This is a genomic window from Seonamhaeicola algicola, from assembly GCF_007997385.1.
Classification (GTDB): domain Bacteria; phylum Bacteroidota; class Bacteroidia; order Flavobacteriales; family Flavobacteriaceae; genus Seonamhaeicola; species Seonamhaeicola algicola.
Genome location: NZ_VOSC01000030.1, coordinates 236942 through 263530, shown reverse-complemented (window position 1 = coordinate 263530; position 26589 = coordinate 236942). Strand labels below are relative to the sequence as shown.

Annotated in this window: 13 protein-coding genes; 10 read left to right on the top strand and 3 right to left on the bottom strand. The window is 32.7% G+C overall.

Translation table 11 applies throughout. The features are described 5' to 3' along the window. Positions 1-2 precede the first annotated feature (2 nt). Positions 3-1814, top strand: a complete 1812-nt coding sequence (locus tag FUA26_RS13430; RefSeq protein WP_222611767.1) for a DUF5060 domain-containing protein — start codon at positions 3-5, stop codon at positions 1812-1814. A 71-nt stretch (positions 1815-1885) separates the two neighbouring features. On the opposite strand, the gene FUA26_RS13425 is transcribed toward FUA26_RS13430, so the two are convergent. Then, a complete protein-coding gene (locus FUA26_RS13425; protein ID WP_147137142.1) occupies positions 1886-3985 on the bottom strand; it encodes a hypothetical protein in 2100 nt (699 codons plus the stop codon). Between the two features lie 12 nt (positions 3986-3997). Continuing rightward, positions 3998-6916 carry a glycoside hydrolase family 2 TIM barrel-domain containing protein gene (locus FUA26_RS13420; protein ID WP_147137139.1) on the bottom strand — a complete coding sequence of 973 codons (2919 nt, stop codon included), beginning with the start codon at positions 6914-6916 and terminating at the stop codon, positions 3998-4000. A 252-nt stretch (positions 6917-7168) separates the two neighbouring features. On the opposite strand from FUA26_RS13420, the gene FUA26_RS13415 reads away from it, so the two are divergent. The 9 genes from FUA26_RS13415 (at position 7169) to FUA26_RS13375 (ending at position 25830) form a co-directional block, all read left to right on the top strand. Continuing rightward, on the top strand, positions 7169-8494 hold the full coding sequence (locus FUA26_RS13415) for an MFS transporter (RefSeq protein WP_246109138.1): 1326 nt from the start codon (positions 7169-7171) through the stop codon (positions 8492-8494). Between the two features lie 11 nt (positions 8495-8505). Next, on the top strand, positions 8506-9663 hold the full coding sequence (locus FUA26_RS13410; protein ID WP_147137136.1) for a mandelate racemase/muconate lactonizing enzyme family protein: 1158 nt from the start codon (positions 8506-8508) through the stop codon (positions 9661-9663). Positions 9664-9677: 14 nt separating this feature from the next. Beyond that, on the top strand, positions 9678-10313 hold the full coding sequence (locus FUA26_RS13405) for a bifunctional 4-hydroxy-2-oxoglutarate aldolase/2-dehydro-3-deoxy-phosphogluconate aldolase (protein ID WP_147137133.1): 636 nt from the start codon (positions 9678-9680) through the stop codon (positions 10311-10313). Positions 10314-10333: 20 nt separating this feature from the next. Further along, positions 10334-12559, top strand: coding sequence for a sulfatase-like hydrolase/transferase (locus FUA26_RS13400; protein WP_147137130.1), 2226 nt, complete (start codon positions 10334-10336; stop codon positions 12557-12559). A gap of 31 nt (positions 12560-12590) precedes the next feature. After that, entirely contained in the window at positions 12591-15893 is a 3303-nt protein-coding gene (locus FUA26_RS13395; RefSeq protein WP_147137127.1) for a VCBS repeat-containing protein, read from the top strand. A gap of 354 nt (positions 15894-16247) precedes the next feature. Further along, positions 16248-19367, top strand: a complete 3120-nt coding sequence (locus FUA26_RS13390) for a SusC/RagA family TonB-linked outer membrane protein (protein WP_222611766.1) — start codon at positions 16248-16250, stop codon at positions 19365-19367. Positions 19368-19385: 18 nt separating this feature from the next. Continuing rightward, entirely contained in the window at positions 19386-20960 is a 1575-nt protein-coding gene (locus tag FUA26_RS13385; RefSeq protein ID WP_147137124.1) for a RagB/SusD family nutrient uptake outer membrane protein, read from the top strand. 163 nt (positions 20961-21123) lie between these two features. Then, positions 21124-25311, top strand: a complete 4188-nt coding sequence (locus FUA26_RS13380) for a hybrid sensor histidine kinase/response regulator transcription factor (RefSeq protein WP_186826919.1) — start codon at positions 21124-21126, stop codon at positions 25309-25311. Positions 25312-25404: 93 nt separating this feature from the next. Continuing rightward, positions 25405-25830 (top strand): CBS domain-containing protein, encoded by a 426-nt coding sequence (locus FUA26_RS13375; protein WP_147137119.1) that lies wholly within the window; start codon positions 25405-25407, stop codon positions 25828-25830. Here FUA26_RS13375 and rpe read toward each other — a convergent pair. Next, positions 25827-26489 (bottom strand): ribulose-phosphate 3-epimerase, encoded by a 663-nt coding sequence (rpe, locus tag FUA26_RS13370; RefSeq protein WP_147137116.1) that lies wholly within the window; start codon positions 26487-26489, stop codon positions 25827-25829. The two genes, FUA26_RS13375 and rpe, sit on opposite strands and share 4 nt — an antisense overlap. Positions 26490-26589 lie beyond the last annotated feature (100 nt).

Sequence of the window (26589 nt, the reverse complement as noted above, 5' to 3'; positions counted from 1 at the left end):
ACATGCGTAAAAACACCACCACATTCATTTTTTTAGCAATGTTATTGCTAGTGTTTCAAACAACTAAAGCACAAACAATAAAAGGCGAATTAAAAAAATGGCATAAAATAACCTTAGAGTTTGAAGGCCCAGAAACATCAGAAAATGCAGAAGATAATCCGTTTTTAAACTACAAACTAGATGTAACCTTCACACATAAAAATTCTGGAAAAAATTATACAATTCCAGGGTATTTTGCAGCCGATGGTAATGCCGCCAACACAAGTGCCACAAAAGGTAATGTTTGGCGTGTACATTTTGCCGCCGATGCTGTTGGTGAGTGGCATTATAAAGTACGGTTTGTAAAAGATAAATGGGCTGCGGTACGTGTTTCTAATAAGTTGAAGTCTGCCGGATTTATGGATAATAAAGAAGGATCTTTTGTAGTTGAAAACACCGATAAAACAGGTAGAGATATGCGTGCTAAAGGAAGACTGCAGTACGTTGGCGAGCGTTATTTGAAGTTTGCTGAAACCGGTGAATACTTTTTGAAATGTGGAGCAGATGCCCCTGAGAATTTTTTAGCTTATGAAGAATTTGATGGTACATTTCATAATGACGGATTTAAAGATGATTTAGTAAAATCATGGGAAGCACATGAAAAAGACTGGAAACAAGGAAATCCAACATGGCAAAACGGAAAAGGAAAAGATATTATTGGTGCTGTAAATTACCTAGCATCAAAAGGTATGAATGTGTTTTCTTTTATTACTATGAATATTGAAGGTGATGATAAAAACGTATTTCCATACACAGATTATAATACAAAAGATAGGTTTGATGTTTCAAAATTAGATCAATGGGAAATTATTTTTGAACACGCCGGTGCTTTGGGTATGTTTTTACATTTCAAAACCTTAGAGGCTGAAAACCAAGGCTTGTTAGATAATGGTGGTGTTGGTTTATACACCAAGCTATATTACCGAGAGCTAATTGCACGTTTTGGACACCATTTGGCTTTAAATTGGAATTTATGTGAAGAAACTGGCGATTGGCAAAATCCACCACGTACTTTTCCAGTAGATGTACAAGGGCGTTTAACATTAGCAAATTATGTAAGTGAAATAGATCCTTATAAGCATCATATTGTAATTCATAATGGTAATTGGTTTACAGGTGTTTACGGAAAAAACAGTAAATTTACAGGGGCCTCTTTACAAACTAATAAAGCCGATTTTAGCAATGTTCATAATAGTGTTTTACGTATTTTGAAAGAAGCTGAAGCTGAAGGTAAAACTTGGGCCGTAGCTTGTGATGAACCTGGTGATGCCCAACATTCATTATTACCTGATGATGAAGATCCTGAGCATAATGATGCTAGAAAAAACGGACTTTGGGGTGCTATGATGGCAGGTGCTTGGGGCACTGAGTGGTACTTTGGCTATAAGCATGCACACTCAGATTTAACATGTGAAGATTACCGCTCAAGAGATTTATTCTGGGACCAAGGAAAAATTTGTTTAGATTTTTTTAATGATAACAAGATTCCTGTTGCTAAAATGCTATCAAATGATACTTTAATATCAACAAAAGGTGATTATGTTTTAGCTAATGAAGGTGAAACTTATGTGGTGTTTTTAAAAAATGGAGGTGAGGCTATGTTAGATTTTAAAGATAATCCAGGAACATATTCGGTGTTGTGGTATAACCCAAGAACAGGAGGTAAACTTCAAAAAGGTAGTGTAAAAACTATAAAAAATTCAGGAAAACAGTCTTTAGGTTTACCACCAAAAGATAAAACGAAAGATTGGGTGGTTTACATTCAAAAAAAGTAAATTAAAAAAACAGTAATAAAAAAGGTTAGAGCTTACACTCTAACCTTTTTTATTATTATGAACTATTTAATTTATTCTTTTGCTATTAGAATATCGTTTTGAACATCATTTAAAAGTTCTGAAAATGAAAATTTAGGGTTAAATTGATGTGGCATAGTGTCTACATTAAAACGATTTAAGGTATTGGTATAATGCCACCATTGTTTTAGGCCAAATTCTAAAAACTGTATGGCTTTTTTTTGCTGTTCTTTATCGTTGTTTGTTCTATAATTTTCTAGGGCAACACCACCACGTATTTTAGAGGCAAAATACAGTCCGAAATATCCCCAAGCTTCAATATCATTTAACTCTATTTGCAAGCGTTTGTTTTCGGGGTGTTTTTCTTTTAAAAATTTGGCTGTGTTTATAGCCTCATTACTTTCACGTTCTGTTGTTTCAGCTAATTTTAATGGTGTTATATGTGCTTTTGTGTAATTTCCAGCAACAAAATCTTTAATATTTACATAGCTAGAGTCTAAAACAGGGTGGTTTATAAATTTATTAATGTCAATAAACTTACCTCCAACGGTAGTAAACCCTTCGGTATAAATTGTGGCATCCCAAGTACCTTGGTGAAAACTGGCAAAGCGGTTAGCATTCATTGATGCTTGTTTCCATGCTTTAAGAAGTTTATTTGTTTCAGTTATACTAAATTTTTTCTTTAAAGCGTTTTCAAAATAAGTGTCTGGGGTAGTTTTATTATATAGCAAATTACCCCAAGTTTTATAAAATAACCACTGTCTCTCAAAAGCATAATTCCAAGTACGGTGTTCATTTTTTGTGATATAGTCTTTTGCAGGAATATATGTTTCAGAACCAATTATGGTACCGTCTATATACTCTTGGCTGTTATTACCAATAAATGCTCTTATAAAATCTGGTTGTGCCCAACGTAAGGCAAAAAAATCTTCGTTTCTTACTGTATAAATGCCTTTGTAATTTTTTGGTTTAGGTTTCCAGTAAGTATCTGTTAATATACCACCATGTACTATAGAAAGTTTTGGAGACGAGTGCCCGTGCGACCAATTAAATTTAAAACCTAAATGAACATCATTTTTAAGACCTATATTTTCAAGGGCTTCACGAGTTAAAATTTCGGTTGATTTACTTACTGTGCCTTCACTTGATAAACCAGCAGATAAAGGGGCTCTGTAAAAAAGTTTTGCTTCTCTGTTAGCTTCTTTAATACCGGCAATAATGGTTCTGTTAATCCAATCTTTTCTCATTTGTGATGTCATACCTCCCATGCGTTCACCTAAAGTAATGCCTATGCCAGTTAAATTTGGGTATTCATTAATGGTTTGCGTTACAATTTCTTTGGTATATTTTTCAATACTTTCATTTGTTTCTCCTTCACCCCAAAAACCACTGTCTTTTGAGTATTCAGCAGCACCATAAGCTTGAGCAAATTCTTCTGAAACAAAAATATTCCAATTAACAATGTAGGTTTCAATGCCACGTTGTTTAGCCATTTTAAATAGTGCTTTCCAAAAGGCTTGCCATTCTTTAAATTCTTTGTTTGTAAAAGGTGAAGCATTTAGAAAGTTTTTAGGTTGAACCATGTATATGTATGGGTGTAAACTCCATAATGATAGTACATTAAATTTATTTTCTACCATCATGTCTAGAAATGACTCCCAAAATTTTAAATCTCTACACGTTTCATAATGAAGGGACAAGTTTTTACCTTTTCTGTATGAAAACCAGGGTAAATTAAATTTAATGGCTCTAAAGTTATAGTGGGATTTTGTTTGTTTGGTGGTTATGTTTTTCCAGTTATTGTTGGGTGTAATTTGTTCACTTATATCTTGTAGCCCATAAATTATTCCTCTATTGTTATTGGCAGTTAATATGGTTTGAGTACCTGTTTTGTTTATGATGTAACCATCGTTTTTAACGATATTCTCATTTAAATTTATAACTAATTGCGCATCGTTTTTTTGTTGAGTTTCAATTAGGTTGATTTTAGTTTTTTTTAGTTGGTTTTTAAGCTTGTTTAGGCCATAAAAGCATGAGTTTTTGGTTGTTTCTTCAGTGTAAAATAAAATAGATTTTGGTTGTTTTTTACAAGAAATGGTCAATAGCATAATAATTGCTACTGACCATTTTTGTAAGTTTATACTGTGTGGCATAATTATTTGGGTTTATTTCCATTCACTTAACTCAAAAGCATTTATCCAAACGCCTTTGTTTTCTTTTCCGTTGAAGTTTATAGTAACTGGTGAGTTACCATCTGAAACAAATTCAATAACACTTAACCCTGCTGATTGCCATTGCATTTCTTTGCCTTCGGTAACTTTTGCTTTTACTTGTTTTTTACCAACTAGGGCTTCCGAAGAAATAACAATATCTTTTTCATATGGTAGTTTGTGAATTTGCAGTGATTTTAATTTGTCTTTGTTTGGGTCCATAGAATCTGAATTGCTACTTGGTGCGTGGTGCCATGTGGTTAATTTGTAATTTCCTTTAGGAAGATTTTCAAAAACCAAGTTAACACCTTTATCATCAATAGTAATTACGCCTTCGCCATATGCAAAACCATATTTTCCAATAACATTCATTTCGCCTAACCAACGTAAAACGCCTTCGTTTGAAGCAGCTGATATTTTAGCATTAACACCTGCAAAATTTTTAAATGTGTATGTGTTTTCAGCCTCATCAGATCCGTACCAAGGTTGCCACCCAAACTGAAGTAATTGGTCTGCAGCACCAAGATCTACACGTTCACTTTTAAAATCATAAATGGCTTTGGCATTTTTTTGAATAATATTGGTGTTGTTTGCAACTAAATTAACGGTGCTACTAGCAGATTTTAAACCTTTGCATTTAGCAGTAATAGTAATGTTTCCTATGGTATTTCCTGCTCTTACTAATGCAGGAGCTACAGCATATTCAGTAAACATAGGGTTTGCATTAATATCAGTATCATCTCCAATAATAGAAGCATCACCTTTTACCGAAAAGTGTATTAAATGATTGGTGTTAAAAACAGGTGTGCCATTTTTGTCAACCACAGTAGCATAAGCAACCAAAATATCATTGCCGTCGGCTGTAAATGTTCTGTTATTATTATCTAATTCAAGTTTTATGGCATATGGTTTTCCTGGTGTTTGTTTAGTAGTTTCAATAGTTTTTCCATCATTAAAGAAACCTTTGGCAACAAGTTTTCCTGAAGAATAGTTAATGTTTTTAAAATGGAATGGTGCGTGGTCTAACCCATCATAAATAGTATCATTACTGGGTTTTGAGCGTTCAATTAGTTTGCCGTTTAAGGATAATGCTACTTCATTAGCATTGCTAAAAACGGTAATTTCGTTAGTGTTTGGCACCCATTCTTCATGTATATTAATAAAAGGAGTTTCTAAAAGTTCAGATTTATACCATTCTAAATAAGGTCTTGGATCTCTAAAAATAGTCATCATACCACTTCTGGTACGGTCTCTTTTGTCATTAGCTCTACTGTGTGTTGGGTGAAATGTGTAGTAAGCGTGTGCTGTCCATGATATTAACCCTGTCATTAACACATCCTTTTTGTAAGGAGCTACAGCAGCAGCACCTCTACCGCCTTCCATGGCGAAAATAGGTTCGCTGCGGTCCCAAAGGAAAGGGCCATAAAGCATGTTAGCGTTAATATCAGTTAAACCAGAGGTTTGCCAACCAGTCCATCTGGCACCTTGTGATGCTGTTAAGCGTGTTGGATCTTCTTGTTTAATAGTATTGTGAACTCTAGGTACGTATCCGCGATGGTTTACACCTGCACCCCACATGACAATAGACGGGTGATTTCTGTGATTACGTACCATGGTTCTTGCAGATTGCTCAAGGTTATCCCACCATAGTGCTTTGTCTGAAATTGAAATCCATGTAGGTGCTTCTTCATACACAAGAATGCCTAATTCATCGCAAGCATCAATTAAAGCATTATCTTGTGGGTAGTGAGCGGTTCGCATAATATTCCAACCATATTCTTTAAATTGAACCATATCTTTATAATGAAGTGCATTTGGTACGGCATCACCTAAATACGGATATTGTTGATGACGGTTTGCACCAATAAGTTCAATGGGTTTCCCGTTTAAAATAAAACCTCTAACAGGATCTAATTCAAATTTTCTAAGACCAATACGGTTTTCAACAAAGTCAACTTCTTTTCCATTAATTAAAACCACACTGTTTACACGGTATAGGTAAGGTGTGTTTATGTCCCAAAAATGGACATTGTCTTCTAAACTTCCAATTTGGTTAAATTGAAACTCTTGTCCTGGCCAAATATCAGCATCTTGTGTAAGGCGTAAAACCACCAGTCCGTTTTTATCAATTACACGCGTTAATAATTGGCATTTGGTGGCTTGATCTGTTTCATTTTTTACAGCTGTTTTAACGGAAATAACAGCATTTTTGTTTACAACATCAATGGTTGGTGTGGTAATGTTAACACCAGAATTTAACGTTTCCCAGTTAAAAGTTATGTGTACAGGGTTGGTTTCAACAAGATATACATCACGGTAAAGTCCGCTAAATTTAACATAATCAAAAGGTCCTGGGTCAGGAGGAATCATTTCATTACGTCTGTTATCAACTAAAATAGTAACTTGGTTATTAGTTCCTTTAGTAACATAATTAGTTATATCAAAATGAAATGGTGTGTAACCACCAACGGCGTGCTTACCCACGTGTTTGCCGTTAATCCAAAGGTCTGTAACTTGGTGTGCACCTTCAAATTCTAAAAATACTTTTTTGTTTGAATTTGAAACTGGAATAGTTTTTCTGTACCAACCAACATCTCTATGGAAAATTAATTGTGTTTTATCATCTTGTAAACCATCAAGTGTTAATGATGTGAGTTTTAATGTGTGCGGAATATTTACAGTTTCCCAAGAGGCGTCGTTTAAATTTGGCACATAGTTTTCTGCTTCAGGGTTACCTAGTTTAAATTTCCATCCTTGGTTTACGCTTATTTTAGTTCTATCTGTATCAGGAAAACCGTAAGGTAAATTCTGGGCATTAGTGTTAAAAGCTAATGCAATAAAAGCTAAAATAGTTAGGGTTAAATGGCGTTGCATAATATTTATTGTTTAGTGTGGTAGTAAAATTCATAAATAATACACATAAAAGTATTAACAAATGGACAGAACATTGGAACAAATGTTTTTGAGCCTTAAAGTTATTTAAATTTATGTGTTTTAAAATTATGGCTAAACTAAGCCAAGGGGTTGTAAAATATGTGAATTTAAAGGTAAAAACAGGTCAAACTTACTGTGTAGTTGTTTGGTTTTCACGTGATATGTATATATTTGGTTTGAAGCACTGCTATCATGCAGTTACATAAAGTTAAAATTACGCAAGCCATAAAAATGATAGAAAAACCAAAAACAAAAAAGCGTTATAATATATTAGCAATGATATTTATTACCGTTGTTATAAATTACTTAGATAGAACAAACATATCAGTTGCAGCCTTTGCTTTAAGAACAGATTTAGGAATAAACACAGAGCAAATGGGATGGGTGTTTTCTGCATTTGGAGTTTTTTATGCAGCATTGCAAATACCAGGAGGCGTTTTAGCAGATAGAATTAAATCTAGAGTCTTATATTCAATAATTTTAGTGCTTTGGTCTGTAGCTACATTGGTACAAGGGTTTGTAAATTCATTAGCCGCTTTAATTGGTTTAAGAGCTAGTATTGGTGTTTTTGAAGCACCATCCTATCCTATAAATAATTTAGTAGTAAGTCGTTGGTTTCCAGAAAAAGAAAGGGCTTCGGCTATAGCCGTTTACACGTCTGGTCAATTTTTAGGTTTAGCATTTCTAATGCCAGTTTTAACACTAATACAAGATGCTTTAGGTTGGCGCGGTTTGTTTATAGTTTCTGGTATTATTGGTATAATTTGGGCGCTAATTTGGTATTTCTTTTATAGAGACCCAAGAGATCATAAAAGTGTAAGTGATTCAGAGTTAGATTATATTGAAAAAGGAGGTGGCTTAGTTGGTTCAAAAGATAAAGAAGAAGCACCAAAAAAGAAGTTTACTTGGCACGATTTTAAACAAGCATTCATATATAGAAAACTTTGGGGGATTTATATTGGTCAACTTTGTTTGGGAGCTATAACATGGTTCTTTTTAACATGGTTTCCAACATATTTAGTAGAGTTTAGAGGTTTAGATTTTGTAAAATCAGGTTTTTATGCATCTGTTCCATATTTAGCAGCCTTTTTAGGTATTTTATTATCTGGCTTTACATCCGATTTTTTAACCAAAAAAGGCTTTTCAGTAGAAATATCACGCAAAGCACCAATTATAATAGGTATGTTAATGACTATTTTTATAATTGGCGCTAATTATACAGATAATATAGTGTTTATTATTTTGTTTTTAGCTCTTGCAGGTTTTGGTATGGGTTTAGCAAGTATTGCGTGGGTGTTTGTATCATTAATAGCACCAAAAGACAACTTAGGTTTAGTAGGTGGGGCTTTTAATTTTATAGGAGGTTTTTCAGTATTTGTACCTGCAATAATAGGTTATTTAGTTGCCGATGGCGATTTTAGTCCTGCCCTAGTTTTCATAGCCGTTGTGTCATTAATAGGAGTGCTTTCATACATTTTTATCGTAGGTAAAGTAGAACGCATAGTTCCAAAAAAATAAAAAGAATTACAGTGAAAATTTCAGCAGTAAAAACATTTCCGGTAAATATTGGTTCAGGAAGCCAACTAGTTATAAAAATAGAAACTGATAATGGTTTGCATGGTTGGGGAGCATCAGGTTTATCTGGTCGTGAGTTAGCAGTTATTGGTGCCATTGATCATTTTAGACCTTTACTTTTGGGAAGAGACCCTATGCAAATTGGCGCCATTTGGCAAGATTTGTATAGAGGTCAGTATTTTGAAGGTGGCCGTGTATTAACAGCCGCTATTTCAGCTATAGATATTGCTCTTTATGATATAAAAGGAAAAGCACTTGGAGTACCAGTTTATGAACTTTTAGGAGGCAAACAGCGTAATTATGTGCCTTGTTTTGCATCAGTACGCTTTTCAACTTTAGAAGCGCTTTTAGAACAGTCTAAACGTTTGGTAAACGAAGGTTGGGATATGTTGCGTTTAGCGCCAGCAGAGTTTGAAGCTCAAACAGATATTAGTCTTTTTGAACCTAGAAAATCTATTGCTTTATTAGCCGATTGGATGGTGAAACTGAGAAAAGAAGTAGGCCATAACGTTACTATTGGTATTGATTATCATACCCGTTTAACACCAGCCGAAACGTATTCATTTATGAAACGCATGCCTGAAGGAACTTTAGATTTTATTGAAGAACCTATTAGAGATGAAAACCCTGAAGCATACGAAAACCTGAGGAAAATGATTGATATTCCTTTTGCTATTGGCGAAGAGTTTTCAAGCAAGTGGCAATTTTTACCATATATTGAACGTAATATTACACAATATGCTAGAATAGATGTATGTAACGTTGGTGGTATTACAGAATCTATGAAAGTTGCAGCCATGGCCGAAGCGCATTATATTGATTTAATGCCTCATAATCCATTAGGACCTATTTGTACGGCAGCAACTATTCATGTGGCAGCAGCTAGTCCAAACTTTAGTTGGTTAGAAGAGGTAAACACTGGGGCACACGTATCTACTAACGATCCTAAGTACTATCCAGTACAGCCAAAAATAGAAGGCCCAAGATATCCCTTACCAACAGCGCCCGGGTTAGGTGTTGAATTTAACGAGGCTTTAGCGTTAAAAGAAGGATTTAAACCCGTTGAAATACCACGATTAAAACGTAATGATGGTTCATTTACTAATTGGTAAATTTTAATTTAAAAATGACAAGAAACGATATTGTTAATAGTATTGAAAACGAAAAATTAGTAGTAGTTATTCGTTTGCAACACCAAAATGAGGTAGCAGGTGTTATAAAAAATTTAGTAGAAGCCGGTATTAAAGTTTTAGAGGTAACATCAAATACACCAGGTTTTTCAGAAGAAATTCGTAAAGCAAGGCAACAATACCCAAACATTTTAATTGGAGCAGGCACGGTAATAAATACAGAAATAGCAGAAAAAGCAGTGGCTGGTGGTGCTCAATTTTTAGTAACTCCAAACACAAATATAGCTGTAATTAAAATAGCACATAAAAATAATATACCAGTTTTAATGGGGGCTTTAACCCCAACCGAAGTTTGTAATGCCCATGAGGCTGGTGCAGATTTTGTAAAGTTATTTCCGGCAGATATTATGGGTGTAGACTATTTTAAATCAATAAAAGCACCTTTAAATCATATCAAATTATTGGCTGTTGGTGGTATAAATTTAGAAAATGTAAAAGCGTGGATGGAAGCTGGTGCAGCTGGTATAGGTATTGGTGGTGCACTAACAAAAACAGTTACTAATACATCGCAATTAAACGCAGTTAAAACAAGAGCTGCTCAGTTTATTTCAGAAATAGAAAAGTTTAAATAATCAATATTTTAATTAAGAATATGAGATTTTTAGCCATATTATTAGTGTTTTTAACGCTTAATTGTTCTTCAAAACAAAAAAATAAACAACCTAATATTATTTTAATAATGGCTGATGATTTGGGGTTTGAATGTATTGGTAGTTATGGTGGCACTTCTTACAAAACACCTAATATTGATAAGTTAGCAGCTAACGGTTTGCAGTTTAATCAAGCTTATGCACAACCACTCTGTACCAATACCAGAGTAAAGTTAATGACTGGTAAGTATAACTTTAGAAATTGGACAGCTTTTGGAATTTTAGATCCTGAAGAAAAAACGTTTGGGCATTTAATGCAAAATGCAGGTTATAGCACATGTATAGTTGGTAAATGGCAGTTGCAAAGTTATGATCCACTAGGGTATCCTGGGGCTGAGCACAGGCGTGACACAGGAATGAAAATTAGCAATGCGGGATTTGATAAATACTGCGGATGGCATGTTGGCCATACTGAAAACAAGGGGTCGCGTTTTGCTAACCCAACTATTTATCAAGATGGTGCTTTTTTAGAAGCAACAAACGGTAAATATGGGCCTGATGTGTTTGTTAATTACCTAAATAATTTTGTAAACCAACAAAAGGATAATGAGAAACCTTTTTTTGTGTACTATCCAATGGCGTTAACACATGACCCATTTTCGCCCACGCCAGATAGCAGTATTTGGAGTGATGAAGCACGTAGGCTAGATAATGAACCTCAATATTTTGGTGATATGGTTGCTTATGCTGATAAAATAGTTGGTAAAATTATGAGTAACCTTGAAGCTCAAGGTTTAGCCGAAGAAACCCTCGTTTTATTTTATTCTGATAACGGAACGCATCAAAAAATATACTCAAAAATGGGTGATAAAGTGGTGCAAGGCGGTAAAGGCTTAACAACACAAGCCGGAATTAAAGTGCCCTTTATAGCAAGCTGGAAAGGTAAAATAAAAAAAGGACAACAGACAAATGAATTTGTTGATGCTATAGATTTTCTTCCAACACTATTAGACGTTGCTGGAGTACCAGTACCAGAAAATTTTAAAACAGATGGTCAAAGTTTTTTACCTGTTTTAAAAGACGAAAATACTAATAGAAGAGATTGGGTTTACATGAGTTACAACCCAAAGCCAGGGGCGCACAAAGAGCATTTAAGTCCTGCAGAATTTGTAATGAATAGTACACATAAGTTATATGCTGATGGTAGATTTTATAACTATAAAAATGATGTTTTAGAAGCAAAAAGTATTGATGCTAAAACAAACACAGAAATTCAAATAAAAGCAAAATTTCAATCCATTTTAGATTCATTAAAAAAATACCCAACAACAGGAAGTATTGAAAGAATAGCGCCTGAATTGGATAGTATAATATCAAAACATGCTAGAATTGATGTTGTAGCACAAGGTTTTAATTGGTCTGAAGGGCCTGTGTGGCAACCTAAAGGACAAAACTTATATTTTTCTGATGTACCAGAAAATAAAGTATATAAGTGGAATGATTTAGATGGGTTAAGTGTATATCTGTCAACATCAAAAAACTCAAATGGTTTAGCAATAGATGCCGAAGGAGATTTAATTTTATGTCAGCATGCTACAAGATCGGTTAGTAAACTTGCAAGTTTAAAAGATACTTTAAATCCGGTTTATAAGCCTTTAGTATCTCATTACAAAGGTAAAAAGTTTAATTCTCCTAACGATTTATTCTACGATAAAAAAGGAAATGTATACTTTACAGATCCGCCTTATGGTTTAGGTAAAAAAGATGTTAGTGAGTTAGGTTTTAACGGTGTTTATTTTTTAAGTAAAGAAGGCCAATTAACTTTACTTGATAAAACATTAGCAAGACCAAATGGTATAGCGGTTGCAAACAACGGAAAAATACTTTATGTTGCAGAATCAAATATACCAAAACCAATAATTTGGGCTTATGATATTGTAAAACCAGGAGTTGTTAAAAATAAACGTGTATTTTTCAATCCTAAAGAAATAATAGATAAAAGTACCGCAAAACAAAATCCAGATGGTATAAAACTAGACCAACATGGTAATATTTTTGTGGCAGCAGGTAATGGTATTTTAATAATTTCTCCTGAAGGGAAACATTTAGGAACAATTAACACAGGAAGAACAACAGGTAATTGTGTGTTTAATGATGATTATAGATATTTATTTATAACCGCCGATAATTATTTATTAAGAGTTAATTTAAAACCTTTTTCTAAATAAAATAAATTACCTAAAAAAGAATGTTATTTAAATGAAAAATATTTTTTTTCTCATAGTAGTAGCATCTTGTTTTGTTTCATGTAAAAAAGAAATTGAAACAAAAAATGAGGTGTCAACATCGTTTAAATCATTACCAAAAGAACAAACCGGAATAGTTTTTTCAAACAATATAGTAGAAAACGATTCGCTTAATTATTTCACATTTCCTTACATGTATATGGGAGGAGGCGTTGCCATTGGCGATGTTAATAATGATGGGTTAGATGATATCTATTTTACAGGAAACATGACACCTAATAAACTGTATATTAATAAAGGCAATATGCAATTTGATGATGTTTCAAAAAAAGCAGGTGTTTCTGGTGATGAAAGATGGTATACAGGAGCAACCATGGCCGATGTAAATGCCGATGGTTGGTTAGATATCTATACATCTGTTTCAGGATTATACGGTGAAACTAGAAATCAACTTTTTATAAATAATAAAAACGGTACTTTTACTGAATTAGCTGAAAGCTACGGTCTTGCCGATGCTTCTTACTCAATACAGGCCACTTTTTTTGATTATAATAATGATGGCCTTTTAGATGTTTTTGTTGGTAATTATCCTTTAGTGCCAGTAAGCCAGGGAAATCAATATTACTTTAACAAAATGCAAAAAAATGCATTTGAAGATTCTGGTCATCTATACAAAAACAATGGAGATAATACATTTACTGATGTAACAACAAAAGCAGGTGTGCAAAATTTTGGAATGACTTTAGGTGTACTAGCTTCAGATTTTAATAATGATGGCTTTAAAGATTTATACCTTTCTAATGATTTTAATGTGCCTGATTATTTCTATTTAAACAACGGTGATGGAACCTTTAAAGAAGTTGTAAAAGAAGCTACCAACCAAACAGCTATGTTTGGAATGGGTATTGATGCAGCCGATTTTAATAATGACAGTCTTTTAGACTTTGTTCAGTTAGATATGACACCCGATGATTACAAACGTGCTAAAACAAATATGGCAAGTATGAGTCCAGATACCTTTTATGAAGCTATAGATTTAGGTATGCACTACCAATACATGCAAAATGTATTGCAGGTAAATAATGGGGTAAATACTAACGGTATGCCGTTATTTAGTAATATTTCAAGGTTTGCAGGTATGGCTACTACAGATTGGAGTTGGGGCGTTTTGTTTGCAGATTTTGATAATGATGGTTTAAAAGATGTTATTGTTACCAACGGTATGAAACGCGATGTTAATAACAATGATGTAAACCAAAGAACTAAAATAAAAGGGTTTACAGACCTAAATAAAGCTATAGATTATCGTCAATACCCAAGTAACCCTATTGATAATTACGTGTTTAAAAATGAAGGCCATTTAAAATTTACTAAAGCCAATAATTTATGGAATTTAAAGTACGAAGGCTTTTCAAACGGTGTATCTTATGCCGATTTAGATAATGATGGCGATTTAGATGTGGTAATGAACAATTTAGGCGATGCCGCATCAATTTTTAAAAATGAAACTGATACTTCAAAAAATCAAAAATTTATAAAAGTAAAACTAAAGGGGGCTAAAAATAATCCTAATGGATTAGGAGCAAAAGTAACCTTAAAGACTAGCAAAGGCACACAATACCAAGAGTTAACTTTAAGTCGTGGTTTTCAATCTAGCGTATCGCCAGTTTTACATTTTGGTTTAGGAGATGCAAGTGTAGAGCAATTAAAAGTACTTTGGCCAAACGGAAATGAACAAGTTTTAAATGCACTTGAAGTTAATAAGCAACACGAAATTTCATTTAAAAATGCAAGTGAAACAAACACAAAACCTAATAGTGTATTGCCAATGTTTACTGATGTTACTGAAAAGTGGGGTGTTAATTTTAGCCATAAAGAAGATGTTTATAATGATTTTTTAAGAGAGCCGTTGTTGCCACATAAAAATTCGGCTTATGGGCCTGCATTGGCTGTAGGCGATGTTAATAATGATGGTTTAGAAGATTTTTTTGTAGGCAATGCCACTGGTAGTGAGGCAAAAATGTATATTCAAAATAGCAATGAAACATTTCAAATACTAAACGGCCCTTGGGAAAATGATGCTGCTTTTGAAGACGTATCTGCACTTTTATTTGATGCTGATAACGATGGAGATTTAGATTTATACGTTGTTAACGGCGGGAATGACCCAACTAAACCCGCAAACTTTTATCAAGATAGGCTATATATAAACACTAAAAACGGTTTTATAAAAAGTAATACAGCATTACCAAAAATTACCGCTAGCGGAAGTAAAGTGATTGCCTCTGATTATGATGGCGATGGCGATTTAGACTTATTTGTTGGCGGAAGAATAGTACCAGGTAAATATCCATTTGCAGCAAAAAGTTATATTTTAAAAAATAATGGCGGTAAAAACGAAACGCTAAAATATACAAACGTAACACATGAAGTTTTACCAGAGCTACAAGAAGCAGGTTTAGTAACATCAGCACTTTGGGAAGATTTTAATAATGATGGAACACCAGATTTAATAATTACTGGCGAATGGATGTCTATTCGTTTTTTCGAAAATAAAGGCAATAAGTTTAATGAAGTTACCAGTGCATTAGGTTTTAATGACTATACAGGTTGGTGGTACAGTTTAGAAAAAGCAGATGTTGATGGTGATGGAGATACAGATTTTCTTGCCGGAAACTTAGGGTTAAACTATAAATACAAAGCAAAAAAAGAAAAGCCATTTGAGGTGTATGCCAATGATTTTGATGAAAACGGTAGTATGGATATAGTACTTAGTTATCAAAAAAACGGTAAAATGTTACCGCTAAGAGGTAGAGAGTGTTCATCGCAACAAGTGCCAGCTATTGCCCAACGTTTTCAAACTTTTGAGTTGTTTGCTGAAGCATCATTAGCTGATATTTATGGGCAAGCAATGTTAGATAAATCGTTACATTATGAAGCAAATATGTTTGAAAACGCATGGGTAGAAAACTTAGGTAACGGTACTTTTAAGCTTCATAAACTGCCAAACAATGCGCAGCTATCTTCAATAAACACATTTAGAAGTTTAAAAATAAAAAATACTAATGTTGTTTTAGCAGCAGGTAACTTATACAACGCTGAGGTAGAAACTCCTAGAAATGATGCTAGTTTAGGTTTAGTTTTACAGTTTAATAAAAATAAAAAAGTAGAAGTACTCTCAACACAAAAAACAGGATTGTTTGTTAATGGCGAAGTTAGAAATATACAAACCATTATGTTAGGCAAAAATGGCAAACAAGGTGTGATATTTGCACGTAATAATCATACCACTAAACTACTTTTGGTTTCTCAATAAAGAAAGTTTATAAATTAAAAAACACACCCCGTAATTTAAAAAAATTACGGGGTGTGTTTTTTTTTGTAATAGTAAAATAAGTAAGTTTTACAACGTAAAAAGTTTGTAAAAATTCTTTCAAATAATTGCCGAATAGCTGATTTTATAAGGGGTTGATTTAATAATCCGTAATAATGAACATATTTTACCAAGCAAAAAAAAGTCAAACCTGTTACTTTGGAATTGGTATTTAAGGCATAGTTATGCGCTTTCATTTTTTGTTTAAAACAAGAACCATTTTAATTGAAATTTGAAGCACAACTATCTTTAAATAACAGTCAAACTAAATTAAATAACTAAAACTTCAAAACGCTTATGAAAGTATTAAAATTACTTAAGAAGACATTTCAGCATCGCGTTTTTATGGTTGCAACTTTTTTACTAGCTGGTACATTGGCTGGTTTTGCACAAGACATAAAAATTAGTGGTGTTGTTAGTGATGAAAATGGGCAACCGCTTACGGGAGCCAACATTGTTGTAAAAGGAACAACAACAGGAGCACAAACAGATTTTGACGGTAACTATTCACTTACTGCTTCTAGAAATGCAACCCTTGTTGTTAGTTACTTAGGGTTTATAACTAAAGAAGTAGCTGTAAACGGAAAAAGCCAAATTAATGTTACACTAGTTGAAGATGCTAGTCAATTAGATGAAATTGTAATTGTAGGTTATGGAGCAACAAAAAAATCTGATTTAACTGGAGCTGTAGCTGTAGTAGGATCAAAAGATATTGAAAAGTATACATACAATGACGCTTCACAAGCATTACAAGGGCGTGTTGCAGGTGTAAGTGTTCAGTCTGCTGGTGGAGCACCAGGTGCTGGTTCTAATTTTTTAATTAGAGGCGCAACATCTTTCTCAAATAATGAACCTTTGTTTGTTATTGATGGAATGATAACAGGTAGTATGAGTTCTGTAGCACCACAAGATATTGAGTCTATTTCTGTATTAAAAGATGCGTCAGCTTTAGCAATTTATGGTTCACGTGCTGCAAATGGCGTAATTATAATTACAACAAAAAAGGGTAAAGGTGGCAAAGTTAACATATCTTTAGACACTAGTTATGGTATTCAAAAAGTCATTAATACTTATGATTGGGCTAATGCAAGTCAATATGCTCAAATTGTAAATAATGCCAGAGATAATGATGGACAAGAAAGATATCCCGCTTTAGATCAATTTTTTGACCCAAACTACAGTAATAACCTTTATGATGAATCACTCAGAACAGCAGGTGTTAAAAATACAAATGTAAGAGTAACTGGTGGTGGAGAAAACACAACATACAGTGCTTCTTTTACTCAGTTTGAACAAGAAGGTATTGTTAAATATTCAGATTTTAAAAGACAAACATTACGTACCAACGTTGGTTTATCTAAGGGTAAATTTAAAATTGAAAACACAATTGGTTTAACAAGAACCGTTAATAATCCCAACAACTATTTCAACAAAGAAAGAAACATCATACCTGTTATTAGACTAAAAAATGATGCTGGTGATTGGAGCTTATCTGATATTGCAGACAGAGGAGTAATAGACCCTGCAACAGGAAGTCTATTTCAACCAGGTAAATTTTATGGAGCAAACAACATAATGAATGAATTAGGTTTAGCAGCCACACAAGATAGGACTGTTACACGTAATACACTTATAGGTAATATTGCTGCATCTTATGAAATTCTTAATGGTTTAACTTATAAAATTAATTTAGGTTTAGAGCATTATAACAATAACAATTATACATTTACACCATTGGTGCCAGTGTTTTCTGAAAATGGAGGTAATGATGTGCAATCTAGATTACAAGAAACCAATACAACATTTACTTCAACTTTAGTTGAACATACATTAAGTTACAATAAAACATTTGCAGATAAGCATACTATTGATGCTGTTATTGGTTTTACTGAGCAAAAGAATAACTCTAGGTCATTGGGGGTTGATGCAAGAGATTTTCCAAATAATGATATTAGAGTAGCTTCAGCTGCACAAACATATGTTGAAGTACCATCTACAGATATAACATCTGCTATTCACTCTTATTTAGGACGTTTAAACTATAATTTTGCAGACAGATATTTAATTACAGCATCTATACGTCAAGATAGATCATCTTTATTCAAAGAAGGACTAAGAGATGCCACTTTCCCTTCCGCCGCTTTAGGTTGGAATGTAAGTAATGAGCCATTTATGGAAGATTTTGATGCTTTAACTAATATAAAGTTCAGAGCAGGTTATGGTGAAGTTGGTTCAAACAATGTTAGTGCTTACCAAACAGATTTTGTCATAGATTTCTTTAGTGAATACATATTAGGAGAAAATCAAGAAAGACAAACAGGTTACGCTATTACAAATATGGTTAATCCTTTTATAAGTTGGGAAACAACAAAAACAACTAATATAGGTTTAGAGTTTGAAGCTTTTGATAGAAAGTTAAGTGTAACTATGGATTATTTTAAAGCTGAAACAGAAGACATTCTGCTAAATTCTTCACCAGTTTTTTATTCAGGTTTTGGTAATGAGTTTCCACAAAATATAGCTACAATGGAAAACAAAGGATTTGAGTTTTTGGCAACATATAGAGATAATATTGGAGATTTAAATTTTTCAGCAACAGTAAATTTTTCTAAAATAAATAACGAAGTAACTTCATTAGGTTCTGCAGGTCGTTTGGTGCAAGGTTCATTTACATCTAATACCATAAACAGTATGGAGATTACTCCTGGTCGTCCTATAAGTTCATTTTATGGCTATGTGGTTGATGGTATTTATCAAACTGATGCTGAAGCCACTGCAGCTAATGATCAAGTAGGAAATCCAGTAGCCGGAGATTTAAAATTTAAAGATATTGCAGGGCCTGATGGTAGTGGGCCAGATGGTATTATTGATCAAAATGATCAAACAGCTTTAGGTTCAGGTATACCAGATTTTGAATATGGTATAAATCTTTCTGCAGATTATAAAAATTGGGATTTAAATTTATTCTTCAACGGAGTATCTGGTAATACAATATTAAACGGAACTAAGTATAGAGGTTATTTTGATACAGAAGGTAATTATTTTTCTGACAGATTAAACTCTTGGACTCCAACCAATACTAATACAAGTATTCCTAGAAATACTAGAACAGATAATGGGTTTAATAGAAGAATGTCTGATTTTTATTTAGAAAATGGAGCCTATTTCAGATTAAGAAATGCACAAATTGGATATACTTTACCAACAGATATTACAGATAAAATAAAAATTCAAAAAGTTAGAATGTATTTATCGGCTACTAATTTGTTTACAATAACAGATTATACAGGCTATTATCCTGAGGTTGGAAGAAATAATAGAGGCTCAAACGGTAGAGCTATCATTAATACCGGTATAGATGAAGGTGCTTACCCAACACCAAGAACATTTCAGTTAGGTTTACAAGTATCGTTTTAATGAAAAAAAAATAGAATTATGAAAAAAATAAATATAAAATTATCAATCACAGCTCTATTTTTACTAGGAGTTGTAGGGGTAGTAAACATTAATTGTTCAGAAGATGTTTTAGATCAAGTAAACCCAAACAAACTATCTCCTGATACGTTTTGGCAATCTCAAGGTGATGCTGAAAAGGGTATTATAGGAGCTTATAGTCCATTCACACACATTTGGTATTATACTAGATTTGAAATATTTATTTCAGATTACAGAGATGATGTAGTAAACGGATTTAATACCTCAGAGCGTACAGCTGTGGGTTACTTTAGCGGAACTTCAGACAGTAATGCTACACGTTGGTGTTGGCAAGCTATGTATCAAGGTGTAGCTAGAGCAAATGAGGTATTAAAGTACGTGCCAGATATTGATGATCCTGAGTTTTCTCAACAAGAAAAAGATAATATTTTAGGTGAAGCTTATTTTATTAGAGCCTTCAATTATTTTAATTTGTTAAATAACTGGAGAAATATTCCTTTAATTACAAAGCCAACTTCAGAAGTAGATTTATTTACAGTAACTCAAGCAGACCCAGCCGATGTTTGGGCACAAATAGAATCTGATTTACAAATGGCACAAACTATGTTACCAGATTCTTGGTCTGCAGATCAACTTGGTAGAGCTACTTCAGGTGCAGCAACAGGTTATTTAGGTAAGGTTTACTTATATCAAAACAAATACGCTGAGGCAAAGGTAGAATTTGCAAAAATTATGGATGGTAGATATCAGTTAATGGATGACTATGCTCATAATTTTACAGAAGAATTTGAAAACAATGCAGAGTCTGTATTTGAAATTCAGTTAGTTGCTGATGGTTTAGGTGGTTGGGGTGCCGACGCACCAAATAGAGGTAAAGGCGCAGCATATCAACCTGATTTAGCCCCAGCAGGTTACACAGGGCAAGATGGTATGCGTATTAACCAATGGGCTTTAGATTTGTTTTTAGATGAGCAAACTGTTAACGGAGAAATTGATCCAAGAACCTACACAACTTTTTTCTGGAACACAGAAGAAACAACAACATATGAAGGTAAAACACTTCGCTCTAGAACATACTTAAACACGCCATATTCAAGCGCATACAGTCCCACAGCTACCGAGATTTATGCAAATAAGTTTTTAGATTGGGAATTTAATAACCATAGTGGTTCGCAAGACGGTGGTTGGCATGGATCTGGTAATAATTTAAGATTAATGCGTTACGCAGATGTTTTATTAATGTACGCTGAAGCAGATTTAATGGATGATAATAATTTATCTGCTGATGGGTTAGAGGCTATCAATGCAGTAAGAAGAAGAGCTGATATGCCAGAGTTTACTAGTGTAACAATGCAGGATATAGAAGATGAGCGTGTTAAAGAATTGAGCCTTGAGCGTTCAAGATATTTTGATTTATTACGTTGGGGTAAAGTAAAATCTAGAATTGTAGATAACCCAGATTTAAAATCTGAAAGTGCAGGAACATCGGCTTATAAACCAGGGAGAGAATACATTGCAATTCCGCAAAACGATGTTGACAGAAACCCTAACTTAAAACAAAATCCAGGATATTAATATAGTTAGTCATAATTCATATTTTTAGAATTGTTTTAGTTTTTTTAACGGCTCAAAAGCATATTTGGTTTTGAGTCGTTTTAATTTTATAAATTAAAAGTTTTAAGTTATTTTTAAGTACAGTCCAACTTTTATTAAAATGAAATTAAGTTTCTTTAAAAATATGTTAAAAAAAACAATATCATTTTTTATTGTATTAATAAGCCTTTTTAGTAGTATTAATGCACAATCTCCAAAGCTACAGTTTGAACATTTTATTGATGATAAAGGTTTAACACAAAACACCGTTGAATCTGTTGTTCAAGATATTGATGGTTTTTTATGGATAGGTACCTCTAATGGTTTGTACAAATATGATGGCCAAAGGTTTATTGTTTTTAGAAATACCTTAAATAACAACACTAATAGCCTTATCAATAACATGATAAGCAAACTAGCTGTAGACAAAAGTAATACCCTATGGGTAGGTACTGTTGGTGGTTTATGTGCTTATAATATTAATAAACAGCATTTTTATGCTGTAAATTCTCAATTAAAAAATAAAGAAATAACAGCAATTTATGCCGATGATTCTGACGGTACAATTTGGGTTGGCACAAAAAAATCGGGAGTATTTCAAATAATAAACCCTAATGAAGTAAATGAGCGAATAGAACATTTTTATTTTCATCCAAATAAGAAACATGTAATTGATAGTAACACTATTTTATCAATAGCTAAAGATGCATATAATAACCTGTGGATAGGTACTGTAACAGGTTTAAATAGAGTGTATTTATCAAAGTCTGATACTAAAAGTTTTACAAAAGTAAAAGGGTTTAATAAACCAATAAATGCTATGTTTTTAACGTCTAAGAGAAAATTTTTAGTAGGCGAAAAAGGTACAGGTATTTGGAGTTTAAGTAAACCTACCAGCGTACATGCAACATCTAAAAATGATTTTAAAAGGTTTCAATTAAATTTAAACGAAAATGAAAATCTTTATGGCGAAATTAATGCTATAAAAGAAGATTTTAATAATAAAATTTGGGTGGGTGTTTACGGCTATGGTGTTTATAGTTTAAATACTGAAACGGGTGTTTTTAATCTACATGAACCTAGTGATATTTATCCCAAAAGCCTAAGTAATACACGTGTCAAATCGGTACTTGTAGATAAAACAAATGTACTTTGGGTTGGTACAGAAGTTGGTGGTTTAAATAAAGCCGATTTACAAAAAAAAGACATACTATACTTTACAAGAAATAAATTAACAAAAAATACATTAAGTAATGCTTCTGTAAATGCCATTTTTCAGGATGATAATTACGTTTGGGTTGGTACAGAACAAGGGTTGAATAAAATAGAATTTCAAGAAAATTTTCAATCGCCTAACATCACACATTATTTTTATAATGATGAAAAAACTACCCATAAGTTTAACAAATCACAGTCAATAAAATCTATTTTTAAAGACAATGATGGGCATTACTGGTTAGGCAAAGAGGCTATTTATACCATGCAAGTTAATACAGTTTATAAAGCTGTAACTTTTAATAAAACACCCATAGATGTTCCTGATGTTTTTTCAATTATTCAAGATAAATATGGTACAATGTGGTTTGGTTCTTTTGGTGAAGGTTTGGTGAAATGGGAAAAAAATGAGTCCTTTAATTTTTCAAATGCCGTTTATTATAATTCAGATTTAAACAATGAGCACAGCATTGGAAGTGATTTTGTAAGCTGTTTATTTGAAGATAGCAACGGAAATCTTTGGGTTGGTGGAGTGCAAGGTGGTTTAGGGTTGCTTAAACGCGGAAATAACGGAAATATAGATATTTTTAAAACCTATTATCACAACCCCGATGATAATACCAGTTTAAGTCATAATTCCGTACTTGCTATTCATGAAGATAGAAATGGTGTTTTCTGGATTGGAACTTTTGGTGGCGGACTAAATAAAATGACATTTACCGATAATGGTACGCCTGTTTTTGAGCATTTTACTGAAAAGCACGGTTTAGCAAATAATGCTATTTATGGTATTTTAGAAGACGAAACTGGCAACCTTTGGATTAGTACAGATAATGGTATTTCATGTTTTAACCCTAAAACAAAAAGCTTTAAAAATTACAGTAAAGATGATGGTTTGCAAAGTAACAACTTCAGAAAAAACGCTTACTTTAAAAACAAACAAGATTATATGTTTTTTGGCGGATTACGAGGTTTAAATATTTTTCATCCAAAAAACTTACAACAAAACAATTTAATAGCGCAACCAAAACTTACCGGATTCAAAATAAAAAACCAATTAATTGATGTTGGCCAAAAGTATAATGGGCGTGTATTAATTAACTCTAATAAAACTACTGATGTTGTAAAACTAAAACACCACGAAAACACATTAACTTTTGAGTTTGCAGCTTTACACTATGCAGCTCCCGAAAAAAATAAGTTTCAATACCAATTGGTAGGTTTTGATAAAAATTGGCAACCTGCAAAACAATTATCATTTGCGCATTACACAAACCTATCACCAGGTAATTATACTTTTAAGGTAAAAGCATCAAATAATGATGGCATTTGGAATGAAACACCAGCCGAATTTAAATTTAAAATAACACCACCTTTTTGGTATACTTGGTGGGCTTATGCTTTGTATATTATACTATTATCTGGTATAATTTACAGTATAATATCTTATAACAGTTTAAAAGAAAAAGAAAAAGCAGCAGTTAAAGTTCAAAAAGAAATAGAAGAAGTTAACAGGCTAAAACTACAATTTTTCACCAACATATCACATGAGTTTAAAACACCTATAACGCTTATTTTAAACCCAATTGAAGAACTTTTAGAAAATTTAGGTGAAAACATATCAATAAAGCCTAAACTAAAAATTATTCAACGTAATGCCAATTCACTTTTACGTTTGGTACATCAGTTAATGGAATTTAGAAAAATTGAAGTAGGCGAAACAAAATTAGGTGCCACAAAATCAAATATTATAAGTTTTGTTAAAGAAATAACAAACTCATTTCGTTCATCAGCTAAAAAAAACAATATCAATTTAGTATTTGAGTCTAAACTAAAAACATTTGATATTTGGTTTGATTGGGATAAACTAGAAAAAATATTAAACAATTTAATATTTAATGCCATAAAATTCACCAATCAACAAGGCACTATTACAGTTAGAATTAAAAAGGCAAAAGGGATTAATGATATTAAAATTAATAATACAGATTTCAGTTTGAAATACCTCGTTATTGAAGTTGAAGATAACGGAGTTGGCATAAAACCAGATGAACTACCATTTGTATTTCATAGGTTTTACCAGGTTAACCAAACACGAGAGCGTATGCGCAAAGGTACAGGTATTGGTTTAGCCATAACTAAAGATTTAGTAGAGTTACATCATGGTAAAATTGAAGTAGAATCTCAACTAGGTATTGGCACTAAATTTACCATTAAACTGCCTGTTGGTAATGCGCATTTATTACCTGAAGAAATAATTGAAACAGCAACCATATCAGATCAAGAAGCTTTTGTAGAAACACAAGAAATTAATCAGGATTTTGATAATGATGAAGCTTTAGAAAATCAGAAATTTGATAATACCATTTTGGTGGTTGATGATAATCCAGATATTCGTTTATTGGTAAAAGAAGGTTTTTCAAAAAAATATAATGTATTTGAAGCTGAAAACGGAAAAGAAGGTTTAAACATAGCTTTAAAACAAATGCCAGATATTATTATTAGTGATATTTTAATGCCTGAAATGGACGGCATTGAATTTTGTAAGGCCTTAAAAACCAATATTAGAACAAGCCATATACCAATAGTTTTACTAACAGCATTGTATTCTGTAGAGCATAGAATAGAAGGTTTAGAGTCTGGAGCCGATGCTTACATTCCAAAACCATTTAAAATGAAACTACTTAACGTAAGAGTAGAAAAGCTTATTGAAACCAGAGCATTAATGCGTAAGCGTTTTCAAACCGAAAAAGAGTTAACACCAGAAAAAGTAACCTTAAACTCTTTAGATGAAGCATTTTTGAAGAAAATTATGGATTTAATGGAAGCTAATATGGGTAATGATAGTTATTGGGTTGATAATTTAGTTGAAGATATGAATACAAGTCGTTCAACGTTTTTTAGAAAATTAAAAAAACTTACAGGCCAATCACCTAATGATTTTATTAGAATGGTGCGTTTAAAACGTGCAGCGCAACTTTTAGAGCAAAATGAGTTAACCATAGCACAAGTAAGTTATATGGTTGGATTTTCTGATCCGGGATATTTTGGTAAATGCTTCAGGAAGTTTTTTGGAGATTCGCCTTCAAACTATATAAAGAAAAAGGTAACAACCTAGCCTTTTCTTATGCCATTTTACAAATGACTTTTATCATGCTTTTTTTATACTTGATTTTTTAATTTTAAGGAACAAAGTATAAATTTAAATGTTATGATACGTAAAGCACCCGTTTCAATGATTATGACAGCACCTGTTATTACGTTGAAAAAAACTGATACATTAGAAAAAGCCGAATATTTATTTAAGCACAACCACATTAGGCACATACCAGTTGTAGATAACAAAAAAATTGTAGGTATGCTAAGTTACACTGATTTACAACGCTTAAGTTTTGTTAATATATCTGAAGATGAAGTAGCAGAGGCTGATACAGATGCTTTGGTTTATAACATGTTTACAATAAACCAAATAATGACTAAAAATGTAACAGTGATATCGGCTAAAAATTCAATAACAGATGTAGCAAAAATTTTTACTGAAAAAGAATTTCATGCGTTACCAGTGGTTAATAACAACCAATTGGTGGGAATAGTTACCACTACAGATATAATTAAACACGTTTTAAACCAAAATTAAGAATTGGCAAGTGCTTTTAAATCTTTAATAGTTTCTATTTGGTTAGTACTTTTAAAAACGTAACTACCAGCAACCAAAACATCAGCGCCAGCATCAATAAGCTGTTTTGCGTTTTTGTTTGTAACGCCACCATCAATTTCAATTAACGTTTTAGCACCTTTTTTATTAATAATGTCTTTAAGTTTTGAAACTTTATTATAAGTGTTTTCAATAAAACTTTGGCCGCCAAAACCAGGGTTTACACTCATAATACAAACTAAGTCAATATCATTTATAACATCTTCAAGTACGTTTACATTTGTATGTGGGTTTAAAGCAACACCTGCTTTCATACCTTCAGCTTTTATTGCTTGTAAAGTTCTGTGCAAGTGTGTGCAAGCTTCGTAATGCACGGTTAAAATATCACTGCCAAGATTAGCAAATGTTTTTATGTAACGGTCTGGGTCTACTATCATTAAATGTACATCAATAGTTTTTTTAGCATGTTTTGTAATAGCTTCTAAAACAGGCATACCAAAAGAAATATTTGGTACAAAAACGCCATCCATTATATCAATATGAAACCAGTCGGCATCACTGTTGTTTACCATTTCTACATCACGTTGAAGGTTTGCAAAATCTGCTGCTAAAACTGAAGGTGCTATTAATTTTGAGCCCATTATAAGGTGTTTGTTTTAAAGTTTTTGCAAATATAGTACTCTTTTTTAAAGTCTTTATTTAATAACACTGTAGTTTTTGAATAGGCATAAAAAATAAACC

What these genes read in the sequence shown, in the direction of transcription:
- FUA26_RS13430 (WP_222611767.1), top strand. Translation starts at nt 3, where the DNA reads ATGCGTAAAAACACCACCACATTCATTTTTTTAGCAATGTTATTGCTA.
- FUA26_RS13425 (WP_147137142.1), bottom strand. Translation starts at nt 3,985, where the DNA reads ATGCCACACAGTATAAACTTACAAAAATGGTCAGTAGCAATTATTATG.
- FUA26_RS13420 (WP_147137139.1), bottom strand. Translation starts at nt 6,916, where the DNA reads ATGCAACGCCATTTAACCCTAACTATTTTAGCTTTTATTGCATTAGCT.
- FUA26_RS13415 (WP_246109138.1), top strand. Translation starts at nt 7,169, where the DNA reads ATGCAGTTACATAAAGTTAAAATTACGCAAGCCATAAAAATGATAGAA.
- FUA26_RS13405 (WP_147137133.1), top strand. Translation starts at nt 9,678, where the DNA reads ATGACAAGAAACGATATTGTTAATAGTATTGAAAACGAAAAATTAGTA.
- FUA26_RS13400 (WP_147137130.1), top strand. Translation starts at nt 10,334, where the DNA reads ATGAGATTTTTAGCCATATTATTAGTGTTTTTAACGCTTAATTGTTCT.
- FUA26_RS13395 (WP_147137127.1), top strand. Translation starts at nt 12,591, where the DNA reads ATGAAAAATATTTTTTTTCTCATAGTAGTAGCATCTTGTTTTGTTTCA.
- FUA26_RS13390 (WP_222611766.1), top strand. Translation starts at nt 16,248, where the DNA reads ATGAAAGTATTAAAATTACTTAAGAAGACATTTCAGCATCGCGTTTTT.
- FUA26_RS13385 (WP_147137124.1), top strand. Translation starts at nt 19,386, where the DNA reads ATGAAAAAAATAAATATAAAATTATCAATCACAGCTCTATTTTTACTA.
- FUA26_RS13380 (WP_186826919.1), top strand. Translation starts at nt 21,124, where the DNA reads ATGTTAAAAAAAACAATATCATTTTTTATTGTATTAATAAGCCTTTTT.
- FUA26_RS13375 (WP_147137119.1), top strand. Translation starts at nt 25,405, where the DNA reads ATGATACGTAAAGCACCCGTTTCAATGATTATGACAGCACCTGTTATT.
- rpe (WP_147137116.1), bottom strand. Translation starts at nt 26,489, where the DNA reads ATGGGCTCAAAATTAATAGCACCTTCAGTTTTAGCAGCAGATTTTGCA.